General features: G+C 45.3%; 25 protein-coding genes and 1 pseudogene. 13 read left to right on the top strand and 13 right to left on the bottom strand.

The features are described 5' to 3' along the window. Positions 1 to 21: 21 nt before the first annotated feature. Positions 22 to 879: an SDR family oxidoreductase gene (locus M1M80_RS05915; RefSeq protein ID WP_003239442.1), complete on the bottom strand. Its 858-nt coding sequence runs from the start codon at positions 877 to 879 to the stop codon at positions 22 to 24. A gap of 111 nt (positions 880 to 990) precedes the next feature. On the opposite strand from M1M80_RS05915, the gene M1M80_RS05910 reads away from it, so the two are divergent. The 7 genes and pseudogenes from M1M80_RS05910 (at position 991) to phoE (ending at position 7845) form a co-directional block, all read left to right on the top strand. Then, positions 991 to 2520, top strand: coding sequence for an FAD-dependent oxidoreductase (locus M1M80_RS05910; protein WP_060398317.1), 1530 nt, complete (start codon positions 991 to 993; stop codon positions 2518 to 2520). 13 nt (positions 2521 to 2533) lie between these two features. Continuing rightward, a pseudogene (locus M1M80_RS21665) lies at positions 2534 to 3202 on the top strand (protoglobin domain-containing protein); the annotation flags it as partial. Between the two features lie 240 nt (positions 3203 to 3442). Next, positions 3443 to 3958 carry a methyl-accepting chemotaxis protein gene (locus M1M80_RS21660; protein WP_373695039.1) on the top strand — a complete coding sequence of 172 codons (516 nt, stop codon included), beginning with the start codon at positions 3443 to 3445 and terminating at the stop codon, positions 3956 to 3958. A 134-nt stretch (positions 3959 to 4092) separates the two neighbouring features. Then, positions 4093 to 4653 (top strand): biotin transporter BioY, encoded by a 561-nt coding sequence (locus M1M80_RS05900; RefSeq protein ID WP_060398315.1) that lies wholly within the window; start codon positions 4093 to 4095, stop codon positions 4651 to 4653. Between the two features lie 4 nt (positions 4654 to 4657). Continuing rightward, positions 4658 to 6097, top strand: coding sequence for an acyl-CoA synthetase (locus M1M80_RS05895; protein WP_060398314.1), 1440 nt, complete (start codon positions 4658 to 4660; stop codon positions 6095 to 6097). Between the two features lies 1 nt (position 6098). Then, positions 6099 to 7193, top strand: coding sequence for an acetyl-CoA C-acyltransferase (locus M1M80_RS05890; RefSeq protein ID WP_060398313.1), 1095 nt, complete (start codon positions 6099 to 6101; stop codon positions 7191 to 7193). Positions 7194 to 7263: 70 nt separating this feature from the next. Next, positions 7264 to 7845, top strand: a complete 582-nt coding sequence (gene phoE, locus M1M80_RS05885; protein ID WP_003239453.1) for a phosphatase PhoE — start codon at positions 7264 to 7266, stop codon at positions 7843 to 7845. 31 nt (positions 7846 to 7876) lie between these two features. Here the strand turns inward: phoE and M1M80_RS05880 are convergent, their stop codons facing one another. Continuing rightward, positions 7877 to 8848 carry an ABC transporter substrate-binding protein gene (locus M1M80_RS05880; protein ID WP_060398312.1) on the bottom strand — a complete coding sequence of 324 codons (972 nt, stop codon included), beginning with the start codon at positions 8846 to 8848 and terminating at the stop codon, positions 7877 to 7879. A gap of 169 nt (positions 8849 to 9017) precedes the next feature. On the opposite strand from M1M80_RS05880, the gene M1M80_RS05875 reads away from it, so the two are divergent. After that, a complete protein-coding gene (locus M1M80_RS05875; RefSeq protein ID WP_060398311.1) occupies positions 9018 to 9386 on the top strand; it encodes a hypothetical protein in 369 nt (122 codons plus the stop codon). Here M1M80_RS05875 and M1M80_RS05870 read toward each other — a convergent pair. After that, positions 9333 to 10325, bottom strand: coding sequence for an NADPH:quinone oxidoreductase family protein (locus M1M80_RS05870; protein WP_060398310.1), 993 nt, complete (start codon positions 10323 to 10325; stop codon positions 9333 to 9335). The genes M1M80_RS05875 and M1M80_RS05870 overlap by 54 nt on opposite strands. Before the next feature lie 71 nt (positions 10326 to 10396). Further along, positions 10397 to 10846 (bottom strand): GNAT family N-acetyltransferase, encoded by a 450-nt coding sequence (locus tag M1M80_RS05865; protein ID WP_060398309.1) that lies wholly within the window; start codon positions 10844 to 10846, stop codon positions 10397 to 10399. Between the two features lie 444 nt (positions 10847 to 11290). Here M1M80_RS05865 and aprE point away from each other — a divergent pair, with 444 nt between their 5' ends. Continuing rightward, positions 11291 to 12436, top strand: coding sequence for a subtilisin AprE (gene aprE / locus M1M80_RS05860; protein WP_003239459.1), 1146 nt, complete (start codon positions 11291 to 11293; stop codon positions 12434 to 12436). A 39-nt stretch (positions 12437 to 12475) separates the two neighbouring features. On the opposite strand, the gene M1M80_RS05855 is transcribed toward aprE, so the two are convergent. Next, positions 12476 to 13768, bottom strand: a complete 1293-nt coding sequence (locus M1M80_RS05855) for a M48 family metallopeptidase (protein ID WP_003239460.1) — start codon at positions 13766 to 13768, stop codon at positions 12476 to 12478. 149 nt (positions 13769 to 13917) lie between these two features. On the opposite strand from M1M80_RS05855, the gene M1M80_RS05850 reads away from it, so the two are divergent. After that, positions 13918 to 14313 carry a YhfM domain-containing protein gene (locus M1M80_RS05850; RefSeq protein WP_032732151.1) on the top strand — a complete coding sequence of 132 codons (396 nt, stop codon included), beginning with the start codon at positions 13918 to 13920 and terminating at the stop codon, positions 14311 to 14313. 40 nt (positions 14314 to 14353) lie between these two features. Here the strand turns inward: M1M80_RS05850 and lcfB are convergent, their stop codons facing one another. From lcfB to M1M80_RS05830, 4 genes are all read right to left on the bottom strand, one after another. Continuing rightward, a complete protein-coding gene (gene lcfB, locus M1M80_RS05845) occupies positions 14354 to 15895 on the bottom strand; it encodes a long-chain-fatty-acid--CoA ligase LcfB (protein WP_060398308.1) in 1542 nt (513 codons plus the stop codon). A gap of 117 nt (positions 15896 to 16012) precedes the next feature. Further along, positions 16013 to 16657 carry an SDR family oxidoreductase gene (locus M1M80_RS05840; protein WP_003239467.1) on the bottom strand — a complete coding sequence of 215 codons (645 nt, stop codon included), beginning with the start codon at positions 16655 to 16657 and terminating at the stop codon, positions 16013 to 16015. A gap of 64 nt (positions 16658 to 16721) precedes the next feature. Continuing rightward, positions 16722 to 17717 (bottom strand): lipoate--protein ligase, encoded by a 996-nt coding sequence (gene lplA, locus M1M80_RS05835; RefSeq protein ID WP_060398307.1) that lies wholly within the window; start codon positions 17715 to 17717, stop codon positions 16722 to 16724. A 12-nt stretch (positions 17718 to 17729) separates the two neighbouring features. Further along, positions 17730 to 18464: an MBL fold metallo-hydrolase gene (locus M1M80_RS05830; RefSeq protein WP_060398306.1), complete on the bottom strand. Its 735-nt coding sequence runs from the start codon at positions 18462 to 18464 to the stop codon at positions 17730 to 17732. 157 nt (positions 18465 to 18621) lie between these two features. Between M1M80_RS05830 and yhfH the strand changes: the two genes are divergently transcribed. Beyond that, positions 18622 to 18756, top strand: a complete 135-nt coding sequence (gene yhfH, locus M1M80_RS05825; protein ID WP_003244802.1) for a protein YhfH — start codon at positions 18622 to 18624, stop codon at positions 18754 to 18756. A 270-nt stretch (positions 18757 to 19026) separates the two neighbouring features. Further along, entirely contained in the window at positions 19027 to 20316 is a 1290-nt protein-coding gene (gltT, locus tag M1M80_RS05820; protein ID WP_003239471.1) for a glutamate/proton symporter GltT, read from the top strand. A gap of 36 nt (positions 20317 to 20352) precedes the next feature. Here gltT and M1M80_RS05815 read toward each other — a convergent pair whose 3' ends face one another. The 4 genes from M1M80_RS05815 to M1M80_RS05800 all read right to left on the bottom strand — a co-directional run bounded on the left by M1M80_RS05815 (position 20353) and on the right by M1M80_RS05800 (position 23006). Beyond that, positions 20353 to 20760 (bottom strand): ASCH domain-containing protein, encoded by a 408-nt coding sequence (locus M1M80_RS05815; RefSeq protein ID WP_060398305.1) that lies wholly within the window; start codon positions 20758 to 20760, stop codon positions 20353 to 20355. A gap of 12 nt (positions 20761 to 20772) precedes the next feature. Next, complete coding sequence (locus M1M80_RS05810; RefSeq protein ID WP_060398304.1) at positions 20773 to 21813, bottom strand: M42 family metallopeptidase; 1041 nt, start codon at positions 21811 to 21813, stop codon at positions 20773 to 20775. A 134-nt stretch (positions 21814 to 21947) separates the two neighbouring features. Continuing rightward, the gene (locus tag M1M80_RS05805; RefSeq protein ID WP_250648307.1) at positions 21948 to 22133 is read right to left on the bottom strand and encodes a hypothetical protein; all 186 of its coding nucleotides are present in this window, start codon (positions 22131 to 22133) and stop codon (positions 21948 to 21950) included. Positions 22134 to 22229: 96 nt separating this feature from the next. Further along, the gene (locus tag M1M80_RS05800; protein WP_060398303.1) at positions 22230 to 23006 is read right to left on the bottom strand and encodes a YhfC family intramembrane metalloprotease; all 777 of its coding nucleotides are present in this window, start codon (positions 23004 to 23006) and stop codon (positions 22230 to 22232) included. A gap of 129 nt (positions 23007 to 23135) precedes the next feature. Between M1M80_RS05800 and fabHB the strand changes: the two genes are divergently transcribed. Continuing rightward, positions 23136 to 24113, top strand: coding sequence for a beta-ketoacyl-ACP synthase III FabHB (fabHB, locus tag M1M80_RS05795; RefSeq protein WP_060398302.1), 978 nt, complete (start codon positions 23136 to 23138; stop codon positions 24111 to 24113). Positions 24114 to 24143 lie beyond the last annotated feature (30 nt).

Below are 24143 nucleotides of genomic sequence, written 5' to 3'. Positions count from 1 at the left end.
TCCTCAAGGATTGGCTTTTTATTACCCATTTACAATTGTTCCGCCATTAACGTGAATCGTCTGTCCTGTGACATATGTGGAATCGTCACTCGCAAGGTATAAATAGCTTGGCGCCACTTCCACCGGCTGTCCCGGGCGTTCCATCGGCACATCTGACCCAAACACTTCCACATCCTTTGCGGCAAAGCTGGCCGGGATAAGCGGTGTCCAAATGGGGCCCGGCGCTACTGCATTGACCCGTATGCCCTGCTGAACAAGCGACTGGGAAAGTGATCTTGTAAACGTAACGATCGCTCCTTTTGTCGCTGAGTAATCGATCAGCGTTTTATTCCCTTTATAGGCGGTAATTGAAGCGGTATTAATGATAGAGCTTCCCTTTTTTAAATGAGGCAGCACCGCCTTTGTTAAGTAAAACATGGAGAAAATGTTCGTTTGAAAAGTTCTGATCAGCTGGTGGCTTGTGATTTTTTCAATGCCGGGCTGGACATGCTGCTCAGCTGCATTGTTAACCAATATATCAATCGACGGAAATGCTTGGCTTGCCTGCATGACCACATTATTACAAAACGCTTCATCTCCGACATCTCCTGCAATCAGCAGGCATTTTACCCCTTCCTTTTCTACATACTGCTTTGTTTCCTCGGCGTCCTGATGCTCATTCAAATATACAATGACCACATTAGCCCCTTCTTTTGCGAATAACACCGATACAGCACGTCCGATCCCGCTGTCTCCTCCAGTAATAATAGCGGTTTTGCCCTCTAATTTTTTCGCTTTCTTCGGCTTATCAAAAACCGGACGGGGATCCATGAGATATTCAAAGCCCGGCTGCTGGTTCTGATGCTGAGGCGGCAATGTTTTCTTTTTTTGATTCGCCAATGAAATCACTCCTTTTCAACCCTACTATGTTATGAACAATGCCTGCTTCCTATGTATGAAAAGATAGAATATGGAAAAATTAAGAATAAATCTGATTGGAGGTATAATGGCTTGGCTAATCCATATTTTGCAAAGGAAGCACCCGAAACATACTGGAAAACATCGACTGACCTGCCTTCTTTTCCGGCGCTTCAAGAGGATACTGAATGTGATGTCACCATTATCGGGGGCGGGATTACGGGAATCACAACGGCATATGAACTCACGAAAAGAGGCTTCCGTGTCGTCTTGATTGAAGCAAATCAGGTCCTCAACGGCACCACTGCCCATACAACCGCTAAAATTACGGCACAGCACGACATGATTTACGATGAATTTATCCGCAATTTCGGGTTGAACCACGCGAGGCTTTATTATGAAGCAAATCAAAACGCAGTTGATTACATAAAAGGAATTGTTGATGAACATCAAATTAATTGCGAATGGACCGAACAAGACGCTTATCTCTACACAGCAAATGAAAACGCTGTGCAAAAAATCCGCACTGAGCATGAGGCATATACAAAGCTTGGAATTGAAAGAGACCTTATCAAGGATCTTCCGGTTCCCTTAGGTTCTAAGCTGGCGCTTGTCATGAAGAATCAAGCCCAATTTCATCCGCTGCAATACTTAAAAGCGCTTCTGGAGCAGATTGTTCAAAAAGGCGGACGGATTTTTGAAGACACAGTTGCGCTTGATATCAAAAAAGGAGAAAGGCCTGAAGTCATTACAAAAACCCGACACGCCATTAAGAGCCGCTTTATCATATGCTGCTCCCACTTCCCTTTTTATGACGGAGGCGGATTATATGCAACGAGAATGTACGCTGACAGATCCTATGTCCTCGCCATCAAGCCGAAGATCGAATATCCCGAGGGCATGTATTTGAGTATCGATCAGCCGTCAGTGGCGCTCCGCTATACCCTTGTAAACGGAGAAAAACTGATTCTCTTCAGCGGAGAAGGCCATAAAACCGGCCAGGGAAAAGACATGTCGACACATTACGAATCACTGAGAAAAGCTGCAGAAAGCACGATCGGCATCGAAAGCATCCCATATTATTGGTCCACCCAGGATCTTGTCACAATCGACAAAATTCCGTTTATCGGGCCTATGTCGGAAAATGAGGACAATATTCTTGTAGCGACCGGGTTCAAAAAATGGGGCATGACATCATCAGCTGTCGCGGCCACTCTATTGTCAGACCTTGTGGAGAAAAAAGACAATCCATACGAAAGCATTTTCACGCCGTCCCGTTTCCATCTGAACCCCGGACTGCAGAAAGTGATTTCTTACAATGCCGATGTCGCCAAGCATTTCATTAAAGGCAAGCTTGAAAAGCCTGACGTCCAATTTGAAGAGATCGCGCCGGGTGAAGGAAAAGCCGTCACCATTAACGGCAGACGTGCGGGAGCATTCAGAGATGAAACAGGCTGCCTCCATCTCGTCGATACGACGTGCACCCATTTAGGCTGCGAGGTCGAGTGGAACGACGGCGAGCATACGTGGGATTGCCCGTGCCATGGGTCACGCTTTAAGCCAACCGGAGAAGTTGTGGAGGGCCCAGCCATTAAACCATTAAAACAAATAGACCTCAATTAAACCGTTCATTTTAATGAACGGTTTTTATAAATATTTTTCATCTGTATCTTCATTCATGTTCCCCTTGACCGATAAAAAAGAAAAAGGCTTAAAAAGCCAAAAAGTAAAAATTATATTTTTCCCAAGGGGGATCACTGTATTGTTATTTAAAAAAGATAGAAAACAAGAAACAGCTTATTTTTCTGATTCAAACGGACAGCAAAAAAACCGCATTCAGCTCACAAACAAACATGCAGATGTCAAAAAACAGCTCAAAATGGTCAGATTAGGAGATGCCGAGCTTTACGTTTTAGAGCAGCTTCAGCCATTAATTCAAGAAAACATCGTATACATCGTCGATGCGTTCTATAAAAACCTTGACCACGAAAGCTCATTGATGGACATCATTAATGACCACAGCTCAGTTGACCGCTTAAAACAAACGTTAAAACGGCATATTCAGGAAATGTTTGCAGGCGTTATCGATGATGAATTCATTGAAAAGCGAAACAAAATCGCCTCCATTCATTTAAGAATCGGCCTCCTGCCAAAATGGTACATGGGCGCGTTTCAAGAATTGCTTCTGTCCATGATTGACATTTACGAGACATCTATTACAAATCACCAAGAACTGCTGAAAGCTATTAAAGCGACAACTAAAATCTTGAACTTAGAACAGCAGCTTGTCCTTGAAGCGTTTCAAAGCGAGTACAACCAAACCCGCGATGAACAAGAGGAAAAGAAAAACCTTCTTCATCAGAAAATTCAAGAAACCTCCGGGTCGATTGCCAATCTGTTTTCAGAAACGAGCAGATCTGTTCAAGAGCTTGTGGACAAATCCGAAGGCATTTCCGAAGCATCCAAAGCCGGCACAGTGACATCCAGCACTGTTGAAGAAAAGTCTATCGGCGGGAAAAAAGAGCTTGAAATCCAGCAAAAACAGATGAACAAAATTGACACAAGCCTTGTCCAAATCGAAAAGGAAATGGTGAAGCTGGATGAAATCGCACAGCAAATTGAAAAAATCTTCGGCATCGTCACAGGCATTGCTGAACAAACAAACCTCCTCTCACTCAATGCTTCTATTGAATCTGCCCGCGCCGGCGAACACGGCAAAGGCTTCGCCGTAGTGGCAAACGAAGTGCGTAAGCTTTCTGAGGACACGAAAAAAACCGTCTCTACCGTGTCTGAGCTTGTGAACAATACGAATACACAAATCAACATCGTCTCAAAGCATATCAAAGACGTGAATGGGCTAGTCAGCGAGAGCAAAGAAAAAATGACACAAATTAACCGCTTATTCGATGAAATCGTCCACAGCATGAAAATCAGCAAAGAGCAATCAGGCAAAATCGACGTCGATTTGCAGGCCTTTCTTGGAGGGCTTCAGGAAGTCAGCCGCGCCGTTTCTCACGTGGCAGCATCTGTTGATTCGCTTGTCATTCTGACAGAAGAATAAACATCAAAAACCGGCATGCCATGCAGCCGGTTTTTTCATGTTTAGTATGTTAACTAAAATTAAAAATAAGTTGACATAATAATTGTCTGCATTTATTGTATAACCATATTTTATTACTGTTTGGAGGATTTCACATGCTGAGATTAATAGACATGATGCATATTGCCATTTTTACCGCACTGATGGCAGTGCTTGGCTTTATGCCCCCTCTCTTCTTATCTTTTACACCCGTTCCGATTACATTACAAACGCTTGGTGTGATGCTGGCAGGCAGCATCCTCAAGCCTAAGTCTGCTTTCTTAAGCCAGCTTGCCTTTTTGCTGCTCGTTGCCTTCGGAGCGCCGCTTTTGCCCGGCGGACGAGGCGGGTTTGGCGTTTTTTTCGGGCCGAGCGCGGGCTTTTTGATCGCTTATCCCTTCGCCTCATGGCTGATCAGTTTAGCTATTTCCAGACTGCGAAAGGTGACTGTATTGCGTCTCTTTTTCACTCATATTGTATTCGGCATCATCTTTATTTATCTGCTCGGTATACCAGTACAAGCTTTTATCATGCATATTGATTTGTCACAGGCCGCCTTCATGAGCCTTGCATATGTGCCTGGTGATTTGATAAAAGCAGCTGTATCTGCGTTTCTGGCCATTAAAATCACCCAAGCCTTGTCTCTTTCTGATACGATATTTACGAAAGGAGGCTGATTTTATGACAATTACTCATACCTATTCATCTATTGCCGAAAAATCGCCCGAGTGTGTGGCGATCCATACTGAATCGGAGCAAATCACGTACCAGGATTGGGCTCTTCTTGTCTCTCAAACCGCAAATTGGCTGCGGTCGCTGCCGAGCATGCCGAAGCGTGTGGCGATCCTGCTCCCGAACAGCCTGGCGTTTTTACAGCTGTTTGCCGGAGCTGCAGCGGCGGGATGCACGGCTGTTCCCATCGACACACGCTGGAGCGCGGCTGAATGCAAGGAGCGGCTGTCCATAAGCAATGCGGATCTTGTGGTTACTTTAGCCTTTTTCAAAAACAAACTGACAGATAGCCAGACACCTGTTGTTTTGCTGGATAACTGTATGGCAGATATTTCTGAGGCATCCGCTGATCCCTTGCCTACCATTGATCCGGAGCACCCTTTTTATATGGGATTTACGTCGGGCTCGACAGGAAAACCGAAGGCCTTCACGCGATCTCACCGCTCATGGATAGAGAGCTTTACGTGTACAGAAACAGATTTTTCGATTTCATCAGATGATAAGGTTCTGATTCCCGGGACGTTAATGTCCTCTCACTTCCTATATGGGGCTGTCAGCACCTTGTTTCTCGGAGGAACCGTTTGTTTACTGAAAAAGTTCTCCCCTGCTCAAACGAAGGAATGGCTGAGCCGTGAATCAGTCAGCGTTCTCTATACCGTACCGACGATGACAGATGCCATTGCCCGGATTGAGGGCTTTCCCGACAGTCCTGTCAAAATCATTTCATCGGGTGCAGACTGGCCGGCAGAATCTAAGAAAAAGCTGGCCGCAAAATGGCCTCATCTCAAGCTATACGATTTTTACGGCACATCAGAGCTTAGCTTTGTGACATATTCCTCACCGGAAGACAGCAAACGGAAGCCGCATTCAGCCGGCCGCCCTTTTCACAACGTCCAGATTGAAATCCGCAGCGCTGCGGGAGAACGCTGTCAGCCCGGAGAAATCGGGAAAATATTTGTCAAAAGCCCGATGCGGTTTTCCGGCTATGTCAACGGCAGCGCACCAGATGAATCCGGCTGGATGACAGTGGATGATATGGGCTGTGTCGATGAGGATGGCTTTCTATACATATCAGGAAGAGAAAACGGGATGATCGTGTACGGAGGATTAAATATTTTCCCAGAAGAGGTTGAACGTGTGCTTCTCTCCTGTCCAGAGGTTGAAAACGCGGCAGTCGTTGGAATCCCTGACGAGTATTGGGGAGAAATCGCTGTAGCTGTCATTCACGGAAACACTGATGCCAGAAAGCTGAAAGCTTTATGCAAACAGAAACTGGCATCCTACAAAATCCCGAAAAAATGGGTGTTTACAAACTGCTTGCCGGAAACGAGCAGCGGAAAAATCGCCCGTTCCAGCGTGAGGAAATGGCTAGAAGAGGGTGCAGTGTAACTTGAATGCGGTTATTGTTGATGCAAAACGAACGATCTTTGGAAAACAAAACGGGCTGCTGAACCACTTTCTCCCGGAGGATTTGGCGGCTCCCATCATCAGCTGTCTCAGCCGAAAGCTAGAGGATCAAATCAACGAGGTGATTCTCGGAAACGCGACCGGCAGAGGCGGCAATCTCGCCAGGCTGTCAGCTCTGCAAGCCGGACTGCCTTTATCGGTTCCCGGGATGACGATTGACAGACAGTGCGGCTCCGGCCTTGAAGCTGTACGCTATGCCTGCAGTCTCATTCAAGCGGGAGCCGGCACGATGTATATCGCGGGCGGCTCAGAAAGCAGCAGCCAATCGCCCTTTTCAGAGCGGGCCCGGTTTTCTCCAGATGCGATCGGTGATCCTGACATGGGCATAGCAGCAGAATATACGGCAGCACGCTATTCCATCAGCAGAAAAAAGCAGGATGAATATGTGCTTCTCAGCCATCAACGCAGCAGAAGCGCGCATGATGAAGGATATTACCGTCAAGAGATTGTTCCTCTCGGGGAATTGGAGATGGACGAAGCATTTCTGAAAAAGCGGCCGATGGAAGCAATTATTCCCCGTGCAAAGCCGGTTTTCGACACCAGCTCCGGAACGGTTACAGCAGCCAACAGCAGCGGCATATCAGACGGAGCGGCCGCTCTCCTTGTAATGGAAGAAGAAAAAGCGGCAGCCCTAGGGCTTAAGCCAGTGCTCCGGTTTATCGGCAGCGCCGTCAGCGGGATTCACCCAAACTATCCGCCCGCTGCACCGGTTGATGCAATCCGTAATCTCTTAATCACACACAATTTAACACCTGATGATATCGATTTATATGAAATCAATGAAGCCTTTGCCGTCAAAATTTGTGTCTGCTCGCAAGAACTCGGCATCCCCTTTTCAAAAATCAATGTGCGCGGCGGCGCGTTAGCTCTTGGCCATCCGTACGGCGCATCAGGTGCAGCTCTGGTAACCAGATTGTTTTATGAAACGCAAAGACGGACAGACTGTCAATATGCCGTTGCTGCTATCGGAAGCGGCGGCGGAATCGGGCTGGCTTTATTATTTGAAATTATGGCATAGGCTTTTTCATAGGATGCGCGCTTTTGATTTAGTATAATAGCGATATGACCAAAGTCAGGAAGGGGATTTTATGACAGCCGTTTGCTTAGTAAGACATGGAGAAACCGATTGGAACCTGCAGCAAAAATGTCAAGGCAAAACCGATATCCCGCTGAACGCGACAGGTGAACGCCAAGCGAGAGAAACCGGAGAATACGTAAAGGATTTTTCTTGGGATGTCATTGTAACGAGCCCGCTGAAAAGAGCGAAAAGAACCGCGGAAATCATTAATGAATATCTGCATCTTCCAATTGTCGAAATGGATGACTTTAAGGAACGCGATTACGGCGATGCGGAGGGCATGCAACTGGAAGAACGGACAAAGCGATATCCGGATAAAAACTATCCTAATATGGAAACGCTGGAAGAGCTCACTGACAGGCTGATGGGCGGTTTGGTAAAAGTGAATCAGGCGTATCCAAACCAAAAGGTGCTGATCGTCGCGCACGGCGCAGCGATTCACGCACTGCTGACGGAAATTTCCGGCGGTGACCCAGAGCTACAAAGCACTCGCCTTGTCAACGCCTGCCTCAGCAACATTGAATTTGCAGAAGAGAAATGGCGAATTAAAGACTATAATATCAACAGCCACTTATCCGGCTTTATCAAATAAGAAAAAGACAGGCGTTCGCCTGTCTTTTCTTTTATTTCTTCTCAGCTGGCATCTCTTGCTGAAGCTCATCCAAAATAGCATTCGCCCCGTCCACACTGCGTCGCAGAGACCATACTGCGCGGTCCACGTGGTACACATGTCCGTTTTTTACTGCCTTCAGCTTCTTCCACAGCACATTCTTTTCGATCGGGCGTTTGCCGTCCGCATCGATGTCATCTGTTTTGCCTGTCATCAGGATGATCACATCCGGATCTGTTTTCAGGAGCTGCTCAAGTGTCATTTTCATGTTCACTGAGTCGCCGCCATTGCCTGATTCGCTGTTATCTGACGTGCTGATTGCATATTGATAGCCGACCTGTGTTAAAAGTCTTGATGTAAAGAAATTTTCATCTCTGGCCATAATCGTATCGTTTGTATTTCCAATTAAAAGCACGGACGCGCTGTTAGCACTGATTTTTCGCTTTGTCTCATTAAGCTTTTCTTCATGCGCCGTCAGCTTTTTCTCCATTTCCTGCTCCTTGCCGACTGCTTTTGCAATCGTAAGTGAAGCGTCAATTGTATCCTGATAATCCGCGTTTAAATTATCAAGCGCAATCGTCGGTGCGATTTTTTTGAGCTGATCGTATACCTTTTTATGCCGGGTCGTATCAGCAATAATTAAATCGGGTTTTAATGAAGCGATTTTTTCCATGCTTGGCTGTGAGCGGGTGCCGACAGATGTGTAGCCATCAATTTTCTTCAGCACATCCTTGTTGATCAGCTGCTTCGCTTTATTATCATCGGCAACCCCGGCAGGTGTAATGCCGAGATCAAGCAGCGTGTCGATAAAACCAAGCTCAAGAACAACAACCCGCTTCGGTTGCTTAGGCACATTTGTCTTCCCTAAATCATGTGTTACCGCCACTTTATTTTCTTTGCTGTTTTGATTGCCGCTTGAAGACGAGCAGGCAGCCGTTAAGACAGAAAGAAGTAAAACTGTAAGAATAATCAGTGTTTTCTTCATGCGTTTTAGTCTCTCCTGTATGTAGTTTCTAAGAGTAAGATGTCCAAGAGATAGTATAACACGGAATGAGAATCATTATCACTAATTATTTTTAAAATGAGAAGAGAAAGTCCGGCTTACAGGAAAAACATATCTCACTGTAACTAATAGGAAGAGAGGAGGAAATGGTATGGATAAAAATCAAATAGGTTTCTTAAAGGAAAAGGAATGGTTAAAAACGGCCATGCTTTCAAGTGATACGGAAGCATTGAATCAACTTCTGGCTGATGACCTTATTTTTGTTAAACAAGCATTGATGTTTTGGATCAGCGCATCGGAACACATTTTGAAGGTGAAATTACTTACACACGCGTATGGCAAAACAAAAATGGCAAATGGCGGATTGTTTCGGGACACAGCAGTTCATCAGCTTAATACCTTGTACATATTCTTGAAAATACAAAAGCTTGCAGAAAAACATAGTTTTCTCTGCAAGCTGGGCCTGTTAAAGCTTCACAATGATTCTTCCTTGAATGCGATTTTGCAAAATATCTTTTAACGCAGCCGGCGCTTCTGCCAATGGTACTTCCCTATCCACGATTGTCAGCAGCTGATCAGGCTTGAGATCGGAAGACATGCGCTCCCAAACAGCGGCTCTGACATCCATCGGACAGTACACTGAGTCGATTCCGAGCAGGCTGACCCCGCGAAGAATAAACGGATACACCGTAGCAGGAACCTCTCCCCCGCCCGTTAAGCCGCTCACCGCGGCAGATCCGCCATATTGGATTTTGCTTAAAAGCGAGGCAAGCTGTTTTCCGCCGACTGGATCAACCGCTCCCTGCCATTGCTGCTTGGACAGCGCCTTAAGCGTTCCGTCATAGACATCTTCCCTGCTGATCACTTCGCTTGCACCGAGCTGCTTCAAATAATCAGCCGCCTCCTGGTTTCCGGTGCTTGCCACCACTTCATAGCCCCGCTTGTTCAGCATCGATACAGCAATTCCGCCGACACCGCCGGTTGCTCCTGTGACAAGCACGCTCCCTTTTTCCGGAGACAGGCCGTTCTGTTCAAGCCGGTGCACCGATAACGCCGCTGTAAATCCCGCCGTTCCGTACACCATCGCTTCTTTTAAAGTAAGATTTGTTGGCAAAGGCACCAGCCAGTCACCAGGCACTGAAGCATATTCACTTAATCCGCCATCGCGGGAGACACCAAGCTCATAACTTGTTGCAATCACTTCATCTCCCTCGGCAAAACGCGGATCATTGGAAGAGACAACCGTACCCGCAGCATCAATGCCTAAAATAAGCGGATACTCTCTGACGATATTTCCGCCTGCTTTTCCTGCCAGGCCATCTTTATAATTGATGCCGGAATAAGCAATTTTAATCAGGACGCCATCTTTCGGCAAATCCTCTGTTGACATGGTTTTTACATTGACTGAAACATCATCGGCATTTTTTTCTGCCAGCAATGCTTGAAATAACGTTGACATTCGGCACACTCCTTTTCGTTTCTATCGTAACCGAAGAACGTTCAAAAAACCAAATCATCAAGCTTCCATTTTCACTTCGCCGGCACACTGAGACGATAATGGACAAATGCAGTATCCTCTTCATAGCCGTTTTGCTCATATAAGCTTCTTGCCGTCAGGTTGTGGCGTTCAGTCTGAAGCGATAAACGACTTGCCCCGTTTTCCGCAGCATAATCCTTTGCGGCAGACAGCAGCTGCCCGCCAGCTCCCTTTGTTCGCGAATGAGGAGCGACAAATAAGTCATTTAATATGTAGATTCTTTTCATTGACACAGAAGAAAACGTTGGATAGAGCTGGGTAAAACCTATGAATTCTCCATTTTCTTCAGCTATCAAAATAATAGACTCGTGATTTTCCAGACGCGCTTTCAAAAAAGCCTCTGCCCCTTTCAGATCGGACGCCTGCTTATAAAATTCCCGATACTGGTTAAATAACGGCGCGATGGCTGCTGCATCTGATGTCTTTGCTTGGCGAATGTTCATCTCATTTCTTCCTCCCTCTCTATAATCGTTTCATTTTAACTTTAATAGAATTTTCTGTAAAGTTTGTTTTTCAGAATACTTTTATCAGCATACATAGAAAAAATATCACGATAATATCCATTGATCTCACGGAAACATATGCAGGTCATTTGAAGGATTTTTTTCGACAGGAATTTGCGGGGACTCAGGAGCATTTAACCTGAAAAAGCATGACATTTCAGCATAATGAACATTTACTCATGTCTATTTTCGTTCTTTTCTGTATAAAATTAGTTATTTCGAGTCTCTACAGAAATAGCGAGAGATGATATACCTAAATAGAGATAAAATCATCGCAAAAAAATGGGTCTACTAAAATATTATTCCATCTATTACAATAAATTAACAGAATAGTCCCTTAAGTGGGGCTACTCTGAATCTTTTTTTAAAAGGAGAGGGTAAAGAGTGAGAAGCAAAAAATTGTGGATCAGCTTGTTGTTTGCGTTAACGTTAATCTTTACGATGGCGTTCAGCAACATGTCTGCGCAGGCTGCCGGAAAAAGCAGTACAGAAAAGAAATACATTGTCGGATTCAAACAGACAATGAGTGCCATGAGTTCCGCCAAGAAAAAGGATGTTATTTCTGAGAAAGGCGGAAAAGTTCAAAAGCAGTTTAAGTATGTTAACGCAGCCACAGCAACATTGGATGAAAAAGCTGTAAAAGAATTGAAACAAGATCCTAGCGTTGCATATGTGGAAGAAGATCATATTGCACATGAATATGCGCAATCTGTTCCTTACGGCATTTCTCAAATTAAAGCGCCGGCTCTTCACTCTCAAGGCTACACAGGCTCTAATGTAAAAGTAGCTGTTATCGACAGCGGAATTGATTCTTCTCATCCTGACTTAAACGTCAAAGGCGGAGCAAGCTTCGTACCTTCTGAAACAAACCCATATCAGGACGGCAGTTCTCACGGCACACATGTAGCCGGTACGATTGCCGCTCTTAATAACACAATCGGTGTTCTGGGCGTAGCGCCAAACGCATCGTTATATGCAGTAAAAGTTCTTGACTCAACAGGAAGCGGCCAATACAGCTGGATTATTAACGGCATTGAGTGGGCTATTTCCAACAATATGGATGTTATCAACATGAGCCTTGGCGGACCTTCTGGTTCAACAGCGCTGAAAACAGTAGTTGATAAAGCCGTTTCCAGCGGCATCGTTGTTGCTGCCGCTGCCGGAAACGAAGGTTCATCGGGCAGCACAAGCACAGTCGGCTACCCTGCAAAATATCCTTCTACCATTGCGGTAGGTGCGGTAAACAGCAGCAACCAAAGAGCTTCATTCTCAAGCGCAGGTTCTGAGCTTGATGTAATGGCTCCTGGCGTGTCCATCCAAAGCACACTTCCTGGAGGCACTTACGGTGCTTACAACGGAACGTCAATGGCGACTCCTCACGTTGCCGGAGCAGCAGCGTTAATTCTTTCTAAGCACCCGACTTGGACAAACGCGCAAGTCCGTGATCGTTTAGAAAGCACTGCAACATACCTTGGAAGCTCTTTCTACTATGGAAAAGGGTTAATCAATGTACAAGCAGCTGCACAATAATAGAAAAAAAGAAGCAGGTTCCTCCATACCTGCTTCTTTTTATTTGTCAGCATCCTGTTCTGAGGCAGGATGTTCTGGCGCATTCTCTTCTTTTTCCGCTCGTTGAATCCGTTCCATAATCGAAGGATGGCTGCCTCTGAATATTTTAACAAGCTCCGGAGGATTGACCTGGCTCAGTCCCGTCACGGCCAAATCCTGAAACGTTTTGACAGCGGCTTCTCTGTTTTCCGTCAGCTCGATCCCATACTGGTCAGCCTTATTCTCTTGATAACGCGAGACGGCATTAGAAAAAGGCGTGACCGCAAAGCTCAAAACGGACACCAAAAGCAATAACAGCGGCAGTGCTGCAAGGTCATGCCTTCCCTCTAAATGAAACATGCTGCGGGTAAAGCGGACCGTCCGCTTGTAAAGCTTATCAATGACATAAAATCCAGCGAGCGACACGAGCAAATAGCCGGCCAGTCCGATATAGACGTGCTTCATGACATAATGGCCCATTTCGTGGCCCATAATAAAGAGAATTTCTGAATCATCAAGTTTGTTCAGCGTTGTATCCCACAATACAATCCGTTTGTTGGCCCCAATTCCTGTGACATAGGCATTAAGCGCATTTGTTTTTTCAGACATGTTCACTTCATATACATGATTAGCCGGAATATCGGCTTCTTCTGCCAGCTCTAAAATCTTGCTTTCAAGCTCTTTGTTTTTCAGCGGATAAAAATCATTGTATAAAGGATCGATAATGACCGGCTGAATAAAAAACAGAAACAGCGAAAACGGCACAGTTAACAGCCAAGCGTATAACCACCATTTTTTTTCATGCCTTTTGATCAGCCAATAAAACACGAGAACGCAAAGCGTAAAGATCGGAAAGCTGATCCAAAAGTCTATGACCAGATCCTTAGCCCAGCTGGCCGCTGTCTGTGTAGAAATGTTATAGTCAAGCGATACTTGATAGCCTATCCAATCTAAAGGCAGTGTCACCAAAGTTGTGATCAGCGAAAGCACAAACACAAAACCAATGATCTGCAAAAACCGAAAAGGCAAGGCCGCTTCCATCCATCCCTTGATTTTCTTTGAAGCGCCGCTGACCAGCAATACAAAGAACAAAAACCAATCAAGAGGAATCCCGATAAAAAATAGAAAATTCTTTACATTCGAATACTGCTCGGCCACTGCCAATTCAGACGGCTTCATGAAAGAAGCCGGATCAGCCTGCGTCCCTTTCACGGCCTCCGGTACTGCGGAATCACCGGACAGGAAAAAATACCAATAAAAGAACAGCCCGTACAGCACGTATGCAAGCCCTGCTGCCGCAATCCACTTCCGCATAACGCCTCACTCCTCACATCAACCCGTTACTTCTATTGTAGTCATAAATTCAAATTCTTAGAACCAAGCTATGCGCTCGTACTTTTCCGTCCTTTTAAGCATGGAAAGCCCGATCGCTGGGAAAACTAACAATGTTTGGAGTGATGCAAATGAAAAAAATAGTGGCAGCCATCGTGGTTATCGGTCTTGTGTTTCTTGCATTTTTCTATCTTTACAGCCGGTCAGGCGATGTGTATCAATCGGTAGACGCGGATTTGATTACGCTGTCTTCAAGCGGCCGAGAAGATATCGAGATTGAAAAAAGGCAGCACGTCAAAGACATGCTGGACATTATGAATCAGGGAAAACAGCTGAAGACAGAAAAAACATCAACCCCTGATTACGAAGGGACAATCAAGTTTCATAAAGACCGGTACGACTCATTCAGACTATGGGTTGACGGCAGCCAGCAAGCCGTTTATTTGAAGGACGGCACATACTACAAATTAAGTAAACGCGATACAAAGGCGCTGCTAAACATTATTAAAAAAGAAGCAAAGGATTAAAAAATGAAAAAGCGAAGCTCCGCCGCTTCGCTTTTTCATATTATTGAGGCAAAATATCCCTCAGCGCCCGTCTGAGCAATTTCCCTGTCGCATTTTTCGGAATGTCGTCAAGAAACGTAATGGCAGCAGGCCGTTTGTATTTTGCCAGATGTTTTTCACAATGCTGCATGATGTCCGTTTCTGTTACACCAGAGCGTTTCGGTACAACATATCCCTTTACCGCTTCCCCGCTTTGAGGGTCCGGCACACCGATGACAACCGCCTCCTTGACATCCGGGTGGCTGTACAGCACTTCCTCCACCTCACGCGGATACACGTTGTATCCTCCTACAATGATCATGTCTTTTTTCCGGTCAACAATGTAAAAATAGCCGTCCTCATCCCGTCTTGCCAAGTCCCCTGTATAAAGCCATCCGTCTTTTAACGCATGCTTTGTTTCCATCGGCATTTTATAATAGCCTTTCATTACATTAGGACCTTTCACGATCAATTCACCGACCTGGTGATCGGGCAGCTCGCGTCCGAGCGGATCTACGACCTTGTTTTCGACATGTAAAATACTTGTCCCGATAGAGCCCGGTTTTCTGCCCCTGTCGAACGGGTTAAAGCACGTGACGGGTGATGCTTCCGAGAGCCCGTAGCCTTCCAAAATGGTAACGCCGAATTTTTCTTCAAACGCCGTCAGCAGTGCGACTGGCATGGCCGCGCCTCCTGAAATGCACAGCCGAATGGAAGAAAAATCATCTTTCTTTCCGTTTTCATGCTGAAACAAGTAATTATACATCGTAGGCACACCGGCAAAAATGGTCGCCTGCCTCTCTTTAACAAGCTTAAAAACAGATGCCGGACTGAATTGAGGTTCAATCAAGACAGTTGCGCCGCTCATAAGCGGAGCATTCATACAGACGGTTAAACAAAACACGTGAAACATAGGAAGAGCGCAGACCACATTGTCCTTCTCATCCATTCCCAAATAGCCGGCGACATCGTTGGCATTGCTGTACAAATTCTGATGGGTCAGCATTGCGCCTTTCGGTTTTCCGGTTGTTCCTGACGTATATAAAATAACCGCGGTATCATCAGGGACAAGCTCTGGCCTTTGTTTAGCGACAGATGTCGGACGCAATATTTTTGCAAACGTTGTCAATTTCATTCTGACCTCTGGGTCTGAAGCTTCCGGCTCAGCCTCTCCCGTCTGGCATAAAATGACGAGCTCAACCTTCGGCAGCGATTCATGCATGCTTTCATAAAGCGGCAAAAGCTGATCAACGCCCACGATCGCTTTTACATCGCCATTTGTCAGCATATAACCGATTTCTGTCGGCGTGTACATCGGATTGATGGGTACAGCCACAATTCCGGCCTTTAACGCACCAAAAAACGCGATGATAAAATCCGGCGAATTGCCAAGCAGTAAAGCAAGATGGTCCCCTTTCTTCATACCGGCTTCCTGAAGGCCGTCCGCAAATCGCTGAATGCTTTCATTCAGCTCCTGATACGTCATCATGTGATCCTTAAACCTGCATGCGATGCTGTCGGGCTTCTCAGATGCTGTCTCTTCCAATTTCGAAACGAGATTCATTCTCCCACCCCTTAAAGTGAATGAACAGTCATTCATTATTGAAGATAAGCTTTCCCCTTCATTATAGAGAAACAGAAAAAAACACTCAAGAGCAAAAAGCCCCGAGTGTCCGTACTGTTATAGTTTCTTCAATGCTTCGGCAATCGGAGTATCTCCTTCTGTCAAATCAAAGGCCCGATTTTCCGTATTGGTTTCATCCAAAGAGGCAATGACCGTTTTCGCAACGTCATCACGGGAAATAGATCCTCGCTCCAGATCCTTCGCTGCTGAAACAGTTCCCGTTCCAGGCTCATTGCGAAGCCCCCCCGGACGGATAATCGTATAGGTTAAGCCGCTGGATTCGAGAATTTTATCAGCGTAATGCTTGGCCACATAATAAGGTTTAAGTGCTTCATTCCAATTTTCACGGTTGTGGGCTTGCAGGGCGCTGACCATGATAAACCGTTTGATTCCGGCGATGTCCGCAGCTTCCATTGCTTTTGCCGCTCCGTCAAGATCCACCAGCAGCGTTTTATCATAGCCTGTGCTGCCGCCTGAACCGGCTGTGAAAATGATCGCGTCACAGCCTCTTGCCGCCGCGGCGATTTCTTCCGGGCTGCCCTCCAGATTCGCAAGCACAGCTTCTGCACCGGAAGCTTCGAGAGACGCTTTCTGTTCTTCTTTTCTGACCATCGCTCTGACGGAATGATCAGGATTGTCTTGGAATAAAGAAACGAGTCTTTGACCGATTTGTCCGTTCGCTCCGATTAAAAACACTTTCATGTGAATCCCTCCTGCCTCCATTATTTCAAAAACACAATCGCTCTTTCAAACAATGTGTTTTGCCTTAATAAATCAGATCAAGGAAATCCTCTTTCGTAATGTTCCCAAAGTAATGCTTGAGATTCACATCATCCAGCACATCAGCGATAACGCTGCGTTCATATTGTTTTCCGACCAGCATGTTTTCAATTTCAGATACATCACCGACACCGAAGAAATCTCCGAAGATTTTGCAGTCCTCAATCTTGCCTTTCTTGACTTCCAGGCGCAGATCAATCGACCCGATCGGATAGCGTTTCGAATGATTAAGGTTAAATTTCGGTGAGCGTCCGTAGTTCCAATCCCAATTCTGATAGCGCTCTTTTGAAATTTGATGGATAACCTCCCAATCTTTTTCCGTCAGCTTATACTCCGGCACATTTTGAATGTCATTTGTGTTAAAAATATGGCGAAGCAAATGGCTGCGGAATTCTTCCGTGGTCATTTTATCGTCAAGAAACTCACTGATGTTTGCCACACGGCTTCTGATTGACTTGATCCCTTTTGATTCAATTTTATCCTTTTTCACCTTTAATGCTGACACAACATGATCAATGGCTGAGTCAAACATGAGAGTGCCGTGGCTGAAAATGCGTCCTTTTGTCGCAAACTGGGCGTTTCCGGATATTTTCCGGCCATCTACGACAATGTCGTTCCGGCCGCTCAATTCCGCTTGAACCCCAAGCTGGTGCAAAGCCTGGATCACCGGCTCAGTGAACTTTTTAAAGTTATGAAAGCTGTCCCCGTCATCCTTTGTGATAAAGCTGAAGTTCAAATTCCCCAGATCATGATACACAGCGCCTCCGCCTGATAAACGGCGGACGACGATAATTCCGTTTTCCTCTACATATTTTGTATTGATTTCTTCTATCGTATTTTGGTTTTTCCCAATGATAATAGACGGCTGATTCACGTAAAAGAGCAAATACGGCTGTTCTGGGTTTAAATGCTTTACACAGTACTCTTCGATAGCAAGATTGATCCGCGGATCATTGATGTTTTGATTGTCTATAAATAACATGGTGCTCCTCCTTTATCCTTCCCACACAAAACCTGATTTCGCAATATTCACTTCGCCGTTAAAAACGGTTTTCGCTTCTTTGCGAAGATTGTCATGCACGCCGAAATGCGGCAAATGCGTCAGCAGCAGCTCTCCCGCTCCCGCTTCTTTTGCAATTCGCCCGGCTTCCAGGCTGTTCATATGGCCTGCGCTTGTCCCGTCTTGATCGGCATAAAAATTGGATTCTGAGATCAACAAATCGGCATTTTCCGAAAACGGAATAAATGAATCCTGGTAACTGGAATCAGCAGTATATACGACAGTATGGCTGCCATCCGTAATCCGCATGGCATAGCACGTCACCGGGTGAATTGTTTTTAAAAAGGTGATCGTAAACGGACCGACAGTCAGCGGCTGATCCGGCTGATAAGCAATCCCTTTTGTATGTGTTTTATATGTAAGCTTTTGAAACTGTTCTATATCAGCATCATGTCCGTAAATCGGAAGCGTGTGCTCTCCTTTGCCGAGAAACGAACCGACTTGCTTGGCAAATTGCAGCGGCCCGATGTCAGCGATATGGTCATGGTGATAATGAGACAGAACCACCGCATCCAGCTTTTCCGCCGGCACATATCCGAACAGCTTAGATAATACGGCACTGCCGCAATCGACAAGCAAAGAGTAATCACCTGACTGAAACAAATAGCCCGACGTCGCTTCATTTGCGGCCGGAAAACCGCCATAGCATCCGATAACTGTAACTTTCATAATGTCCTCCTATCTTTTCAAGAAAATTGATCCTCCTTCAATATACCCATTTTTCTTAAAAAAAGCATGTTTTAAACATTGTATCAAAACAGTTATTGATTTTTATAATCTGTTATATTACAATGGAAACACTACAAAGGGGAAAGAGGGATTGGTTATGCTCGGAAAAATCACAGAATTTTTTAGAAACCTGCCTTCGAAAAAGTGCGCGGAATGTGGAAAAAAGATAGAAGAGCAGCATGAGTGTTATGGTAATATCTGCAATGACTGTATAAAAGTAAACGATTTGTAATGAGCGAAAATCCCGCGCATCACGCGCGGGATTTTCTTGATTTTTCTCATATCTCTTTATTTTGAAATAATAGTCTTGTTGGGTCAAAGCTCACCTGTTTTTAGATAATTCTGGTGTTCCACGCCATATTTTTGAATATTCTTCATTTTCAAAATATAATTTACTATAGACGAATTCGATTCTTATCTATTATAATTTGATCTAATAGTGAGATTAAATATATGTCTATTCATGATATATGTTGATACTTTGTTTTTTGGGAGGTAATCTATGAAAAGAATTAAGTTTGGATTAGCCACACAAATATTCGTTGGACTTATTCTAGGTGTCATTGTTGGCGTTATTTGGTATGGCAACCCAGCATTGCCTACTTACCTGCAGCCAATCGGGGATCTCTTTTTACGCTTAATCAAAATGATAGTGATTCCTATTGTTGTCTCCAGCTTAATCATCGGTGTAGCCGGTGCAGGAAATGGAAAGCAAGTCGGTAAATTAGGCTTCAGAACGATTCTGTACTTCGAGATTATTACGACTTTTGCCATTATTCTCGGACTAGCCCTTGCAAACATCTTCCATCCGGGTACAGGAGTTAATATACACGAAGCTCAAAAAACGGACATCAGTCAATATGTTGAAACTGAAAAAGAACAAAGCAATAAATCAGTGGCGGAAACGTTCCTGCATATTGTGCCAACAAACTTCTTCCAATCCTTGGTTGAAGGGGATCTTCTTGCCATCATCTGTTTTACAGTGCTATTTGCATTGGGAATTTCAGCGATCGGCGAACGGGGCAAGCCTGTATTAGCCTTTTTCGAAGGTGTATCCCATGCCATGTTCCACGTTGTAAACCTTGTGATGAAAGTAGCGCCATTCGGCGTTTTCGCGCTTATCGGAGTGACTGTGTCTAAATTTGGACTCGGTTCTCTACTCTCTCTCGGAAAGCTCGTCGGATTGGTGTATGTCGCGCTTGCTTTCTTCTTAATTGTCATTTTCGGGATTGTCGCAAAAATTGCCGGAATCAGCATCTTCAAATTCCTTGCTTACATGAAGGACGAAATCTTACTGGCGTTCAGTACGTCCAGCTCTGAAACGGTTCTTCCTCGCATCATGGAAAAAATGGAGAAAATCGGCTGCCCGAAAGGCATTGTCTCATTTGTTATTCCGATCGGATATACGTTTAACTTAGACGGTTCCGTTCTCTATCAATCTATTGCCGCGCTGTTTTTGGCACAGGTATACGGCATTGATTTGACAATTTGGCACCAAATTACGCTTGTGCTCGTATTAATGGTGACATCTAAAGGGATGGCTGCCGTGCCTGGTACTTCTTTTGTTGTCTTGCTTGCGACACTTGGCACCATCGGCGTTCCGGCTGAAGGACTTGCCTTTATTGCCGGTGTAGACCGCATCATGGACATGGCACGTACAGTTGTCAACCTGACTGGTAACGCGCTTGCTGCCGTTGTTATGTCTAAATGGGAAGGCATGTTTAATCCTGCGAAAGCAGAAACGGTCATGTCCCAAGCAAAAGCAGACCAAAACGCAACCATTTCCGGTTAATGAAAAGCCTGCGGGGTTCTTGCCCCGCAGGCTTTTTTAATCTATAACGAGCTCAAACAGCTCTGTAATCAAAACAGTATCCTCATTCAGCTCCAGTTCACCGTTTTTGATGAGTTCCGCCCATGCCATCCGATGGTCCTCCTGAAACTCATCAATTCGATCTCCATTGCCCTCTCCTTTGACTAACCTCATATCAGGCGCTCCAAAGGTCGTTTCAAACACATCTGTCACTTTTATATTGCATCTCGGCTTGTCATGTTTATCATAAACGGTAACAAGCTGACCCGCTGTTTGATACACGTCACTCAATTCAACTTTTGAATATAATGATTTCGGCGCGCACGTGGCTGTTTTTTCTCCGGCGAGGATTTGCTGAATCAGCTGTTCCCCCAAGCCGCCATCACCTTCCCAGCCGAATGTGCTTTTGAGCTCATAAATCTTCATTCGCCTTCCCCTTTAAACCATTGGTGACTGTACATAATAGTACAGAAGCTTAGCCGTATGGCGAAGAGATGATTTATGGGTGCGTTCAAATGCATGCGAAGCGTCAATTCCCGGCCCGATGAGGCCATGCACAATATCATGCCCGGATTTGATCGCTGCTGACGCATCAGACCCGTAGTACGGATAAATATCAAGTTTGTAGTCGATATGGTGCTTCTCGGCTAAATGGACTAAATGCTTTCTAAGCTGATAATGATACGGCCCGCTCGCATCCTTCACACAGATTGATACTGAATATTCATCTGTCGCCTGCCCGTCTCCGATAGCACCCATATCAACCGCCAGATATTCGACCGTTTCAGGAGGAATATTCGAGTTCCCGCCGTATCCGATCTCTTCATTATTTGAAATGAGAAAATGAGTTGTATACGGCAATTCAATGTCTTCTGTTTGAATCTGATGAATTAAGCGGAGCAATAAGGCGACGCTTGCTTTGTCATCCAAATGGCGCGATTTAATAAATCCGCTTGATGTGATCTCGACACGGGGATCAAACGACACAAAATCTCCGACGCCAATGCCAAGCTCTTCCGTATCTTTCCGGCAGTGAACAGGTTCATCGAGGCGGATCTCCATATTCTCTTGATTCCGCTCAGCTTTACCCGCGTCTTTGTATACGTGCACAGACGTTTGATGCATTAAAATTGTGCCTGTATATGTTTTTCCCGAGGCGGTTTCAATTTGGCAATACTCCCCCTCAATCGAGTTGTAGCGGAACCCGCCGATCAAATCGATTTTCAGCCGGCCGTCAGCTTTAATTTCTTTTACCATAGCGCCGAGGGTGTCAACGTGCGCCGTCAGCATGCGGTGCCGGGATGTATCGCGTCCGGGAAGCGTTGCAATTAATCCGCCCTTATGGTTCCGAACCGTTTCTACCTTCCATTCTCTTAAAAGGCTTTCAATATAATTGATCACCTCATATGTATTTCCTGTGGGGCTTGGGATTGATACAAGTTCTTTAATGAGCTCCATCGTTTTACGTACGGACGTCATAGGACATTCCTCCTTTTATTTTTCTATTTAAAATATACTCTTTTCCCGAGGGACCCGTCCAATCTTTTCCTATCACTCTCTCATATGCTGTAGAGAGCATGGGAAGAGGAGGGATATCTATGTGCTGTCGTCATTCACATGAACAGAAATGTCGTTGTCACGATTGGTTCGATGATTTTTGGTTCTTTGACGAGTGGTTCGATAAAGATTTCCACGACCATTGCAAGAAAAAGAAAGAATGCCATGACCCTTGCGAGAAGAAGAAGAAAAAGAAACACCATTGTTTCTCTTGTAAAAAACACAGACACTCTTGCTGTCATTGCTAAAGACTGAATCAGAAATATTCTGATGACCCATGCTTAATGAATATTTCCATTCACATTTTTCCAAGCGGGCATTACTGCTGCTTGGACCTTTTATTGAAACAGCCTTTTTGCTTTTACAATCCAATAAACTGATACGGCCGCTATCAGAGCAACAATGATTTCAACAGCAGCAGCATGTTCTATGATTCTTTTTTGGTATAAAACCGCCGGTACATTAAACAGCGCATGTAAAAGAATAGAATACAGCAAAAACAGCGGCCGGCGGCTTTTAACCGCATACAGGACAAGCAGCGACAGCCCGATCTGGACAGCAATCGCACTGATTCTTTCAATTCCGCCCAGCAGCCACTCATACGAAGGAGTATGCAGCAGCTGTTCCTGAATCGGCAAAAGTGCCTGTTTGATGTCGTCATTGATCAAAAGCTGTTCAAACGTTCCGCTATTGATCGCAAACGCATATACAATAAGCGAGATAGAGGACAAGCCTGTAATCAGGATGGCCTCAAGCCCGCCATGTCCTGCTCCGAAAGCCAAGCCATCCGCCCAAGTATGATGGCGCTTCATAAAAAATCGCATCATAATATACCTTCCGCACTCCTCAAAAATCCCGGCCATCAAGCACCCGTAAATGCCATACCATAATGGATGTTGCATCGCTTCTTTCGTCATTTCATTCACTTGCAGTACATAAACATGAACGCCGCCCTCCAGCAGCTGGGCAAAGACAAAAAACGTGAGAGCGCCAATAAAAAACACCTTCAGCGAGGCGCCATACCTTCGCTTAAACCATACAATCAGTCCGATCGGCAATAAAAACGCAATAGCCCCGGATATCGCCATAAAGACTACTGCTCCTTGACTGACCATTTTTCAGCCTCCTTTTTCTATTTCATAGATTCCCTATTTCACAATTTCTCTTTTTTTATGAAAAACCCTTCTTTTTAGTACCAGATACTAAGATCTAGTGATATAATCTGACCATAAGGAGTGATTCATATGTCAAAAGCAAAAATTACAGCTATCGGCACCTATGCACCGAGCAGACGTTTAACAAATGCAGATTTAGAAAAGATCGTTGATACGTCTGATGAATGGATCGTTCAGCGCACAGGAATGAGAGAACGCCGGATTGCAGATGAACAGCAGTTTACCTCTGATTTATGCATAGAAGCGGTGAAGGATCTCAAGAGCCGTTATGAAGGGACTCTTGATGATGTGGATATGATCCTCGTTGCCACAACAACATCAGATTACGCCTTTCCGAGTACGGCATGCCGTGTGCAGGAATATTTCGGCTGGGAAAACACCGGCGCGCTGGATATTAATGCGACGTGCGCCGGGCTTACATACGGCCTTCATTTAGCAAACGGATTGATCACATCCGGCCTTCATCAAAAAATTCTCGTCATCGCAGGGGAGACATTGTCAAAGGTAACGGATTATACGGACCGAACGACATGCGTTCTGTTTGGCGACGCAGCGGGTGCGCTTCTGGTAGAACGAGATGAAGAGACACCTGGATTTCTTGCGTCTGTCCAAGGAACAAGCGGGAACGGCGGCGATATTTTGTACCGTGCCGCACTGCGGAATGAACTGAACGGGATGCCGCTTGCTGGTTCCGGTAAAATGGTCCAAAACGGCCGCGAAGTGTATAAATGGGCAGCAAGAACCGTTCCCCGCGAATTTGAACGCCTTTTACATCAAGCAGGGCTGACAAGCGGCGAGCTCGATTGGTTTGTCCCTCACAGCGCCAACTTGCGCATGATCGAGTCGATTTGTGAAAAAACACCGTTCCCGATCGAAAAAACGCTCACCAGTGTCGAATACTATGGAAACACGTCCTCTGTTTCGATTGTTTTGGCGCTAGATCTCGCAGTGAAAGCCGGGAAGCTGAAAAAAGATCAAACCGTGATGCTTTTCGGATTTGGCGGCGGTTTAACCTATACAGGATTGCTTGTCAAATGGGGAATGTAATAAAAAAAGAACTTGTTTCCAAGGAAACAA

Source organism: Bacillus inaquosorum, assembly GCF_023238325.1.
GTDB lineage: Bacteria > Bacillota > Bacilli > Bacillales > Bacillaceae > Bacillus > Bacillus inaquosorum.
This window is presented reverse-complemented; position numbering and strand designations above follow the sequence as displayed.

What these genes read in the sequence shown, in the direction of transcription:
- M1M80_RS05830 (WP_060398306.1), bottom strand. Translation starts at nt 18,464, where the DNA reads ATGAAAGTTACAGTTATCGGATGCTATGGCGGTTTTCCGGCCGCAAAT.
- yhfH (WP_003244802.1), top strand. Translation starts at nt 18,622, where the DNA reads ATGCTCGGAAAAATCACAGAATTTTTTAGAAACCTGCCTTCGAAAAAG.
- M1M80_RS05855 (WP_003239460.1), bottom strand. Translation starts at nt 13,768, where the DNA reads ATGCGGAAGTGGATTGCGGCAGCAGGGCTTGCATACGTGCTGTACGGG.
- M1M80_RS05875 (WP_060398311.1), top strand. Translation starts at nt 9,018, where the DNA reads ATGGATAAAAATCAAATAGGTTTCTTAAAGGAAAAGGAATGGTTAAAA.
- M1M80_RS05900 (WP_060398315.1), top strand. Translation starts at nt 4,093, where the DNA reads ATGCTGAGATTAATAGACATGATGCATATTGCCATTTTTACCGCACTG.
- lplA (WP_060398307.1), bottom strand. Translation starts at nt 17,717, where the DNA reads ATGTTATTTATAGACAATCAAAACATCAATGATCCGCGGATCAATCTT.
- M1M80_RS05880 (WP_060398312.1), bottom strand. Translation starts at nt 8,848, where the DNA reads ATGAAGAAAACACTGATTATTCTTACAGTTTTACTTCTTTCTGTCTTA.
- M1M80_RS05810 (WP_060398304.1), bottom strand. Translation starts at nt 21,813, where the DNA reads ATGACGTCCGTACGTAAAACGATGGAGCTCATTAAAGAACTTGTATCA.
- M1M80_RS05815 (WP_060398305.1), bottom strand. Translation starts at nt 20,760, where the DNA reads ATGAAGATTTATGAGCTCAAAAGCACATTCGGCTGGGAAGGTGATGGC.
- M1M80_RS05800 (WP_060398303.1), bottom strand. Translation starts at nt 23,006, where the DNA reads ATGGTCAGTCAAGGAGCAGTAGTCTTTATGGCGATATCCGGGGCTATT.
- M1M80_RS05865 (WP_060398309.1), bottom strand. Translation starts at nt 10,846, where the DNA reads ATGAACATTCGCCAAGCAAAGACATCAGATGCAGCAGCCATCGCGCCG.
- M1M80_RS21660 (WP_373695039.1), top strand. Translation starts at nt 3,443, where the DNA reads ATGAACAAAATTGACACAAGCCTTGTCCAAATCGAAAAGGAAATGGTG.
- M1M80_RS05805 (WP_250648307.1), bottom strand. Translation starts at nt 22,133, where the DNA reads ATGACAGCAAGAGTGTCTGTGTTTTTTACAAGAGAAACAATGGTGTTT.
- M1M80_RS05895 (WP_060398314.1), top strand. Translation starts at nt 4,658, where the DNA reads ATGACAATTACTCATACCTATTCATCTATTGCCGAAAAATCGCCCGAG.
- M1M80_RS05840 (WP_003239467.1), bottom strand. Translation starts at nt 16,657, where the DNA reads ATGAAAGTGTTTTTAATCGGAGCGAACGGACAAATCGGTCAAAGACTC.
- lcfB (WP_060398308.1), bottom strand. Translation starts at nt 15,895, where the DNA reads ATGAATCTCGTTTCGAAATTGGAAGAGACAGCATCTGAGAAGCCCGAC.
- fabHB (WP_060398302.1), top strand. Translation starts at nt 23,136, where the DNA reads ATGTCAAAAGCAAAAATTACAGCTATCGGCACCTATGCACCGAGCAGA.
- M1M80_RS05850 (WP_032732151.1), top strand. Translation starts at nt 13,918, where the DNA reads ATGAAAAAAATAGTGGCAGCCATCGTGGTTATCGGTCTTGTGTTTCTT.
- M1M80_RS05870 (WP_060398310.1), bottom strand. Translation starts at nt 10,325, where the DNA reads ATGTCAACGTTATTTCAAGCATTGCTGGCAGAAAAAAATGCCGATGAT.
- phoE (WP_003239453.1), top strand. Translation starts at nt 7,264, where the DNA reads ATGACAGCCGTTTGCTTAGTAAGACATGGAGAAACCGATTGGAACCTG.
- gltT (WP_003239471.1), top strand. Translation starts at nt 19,027, where the DNA reads ATGAAAAGAATTAAGTTTGGATTAGCCACACAAATATTCGTTGGACTT.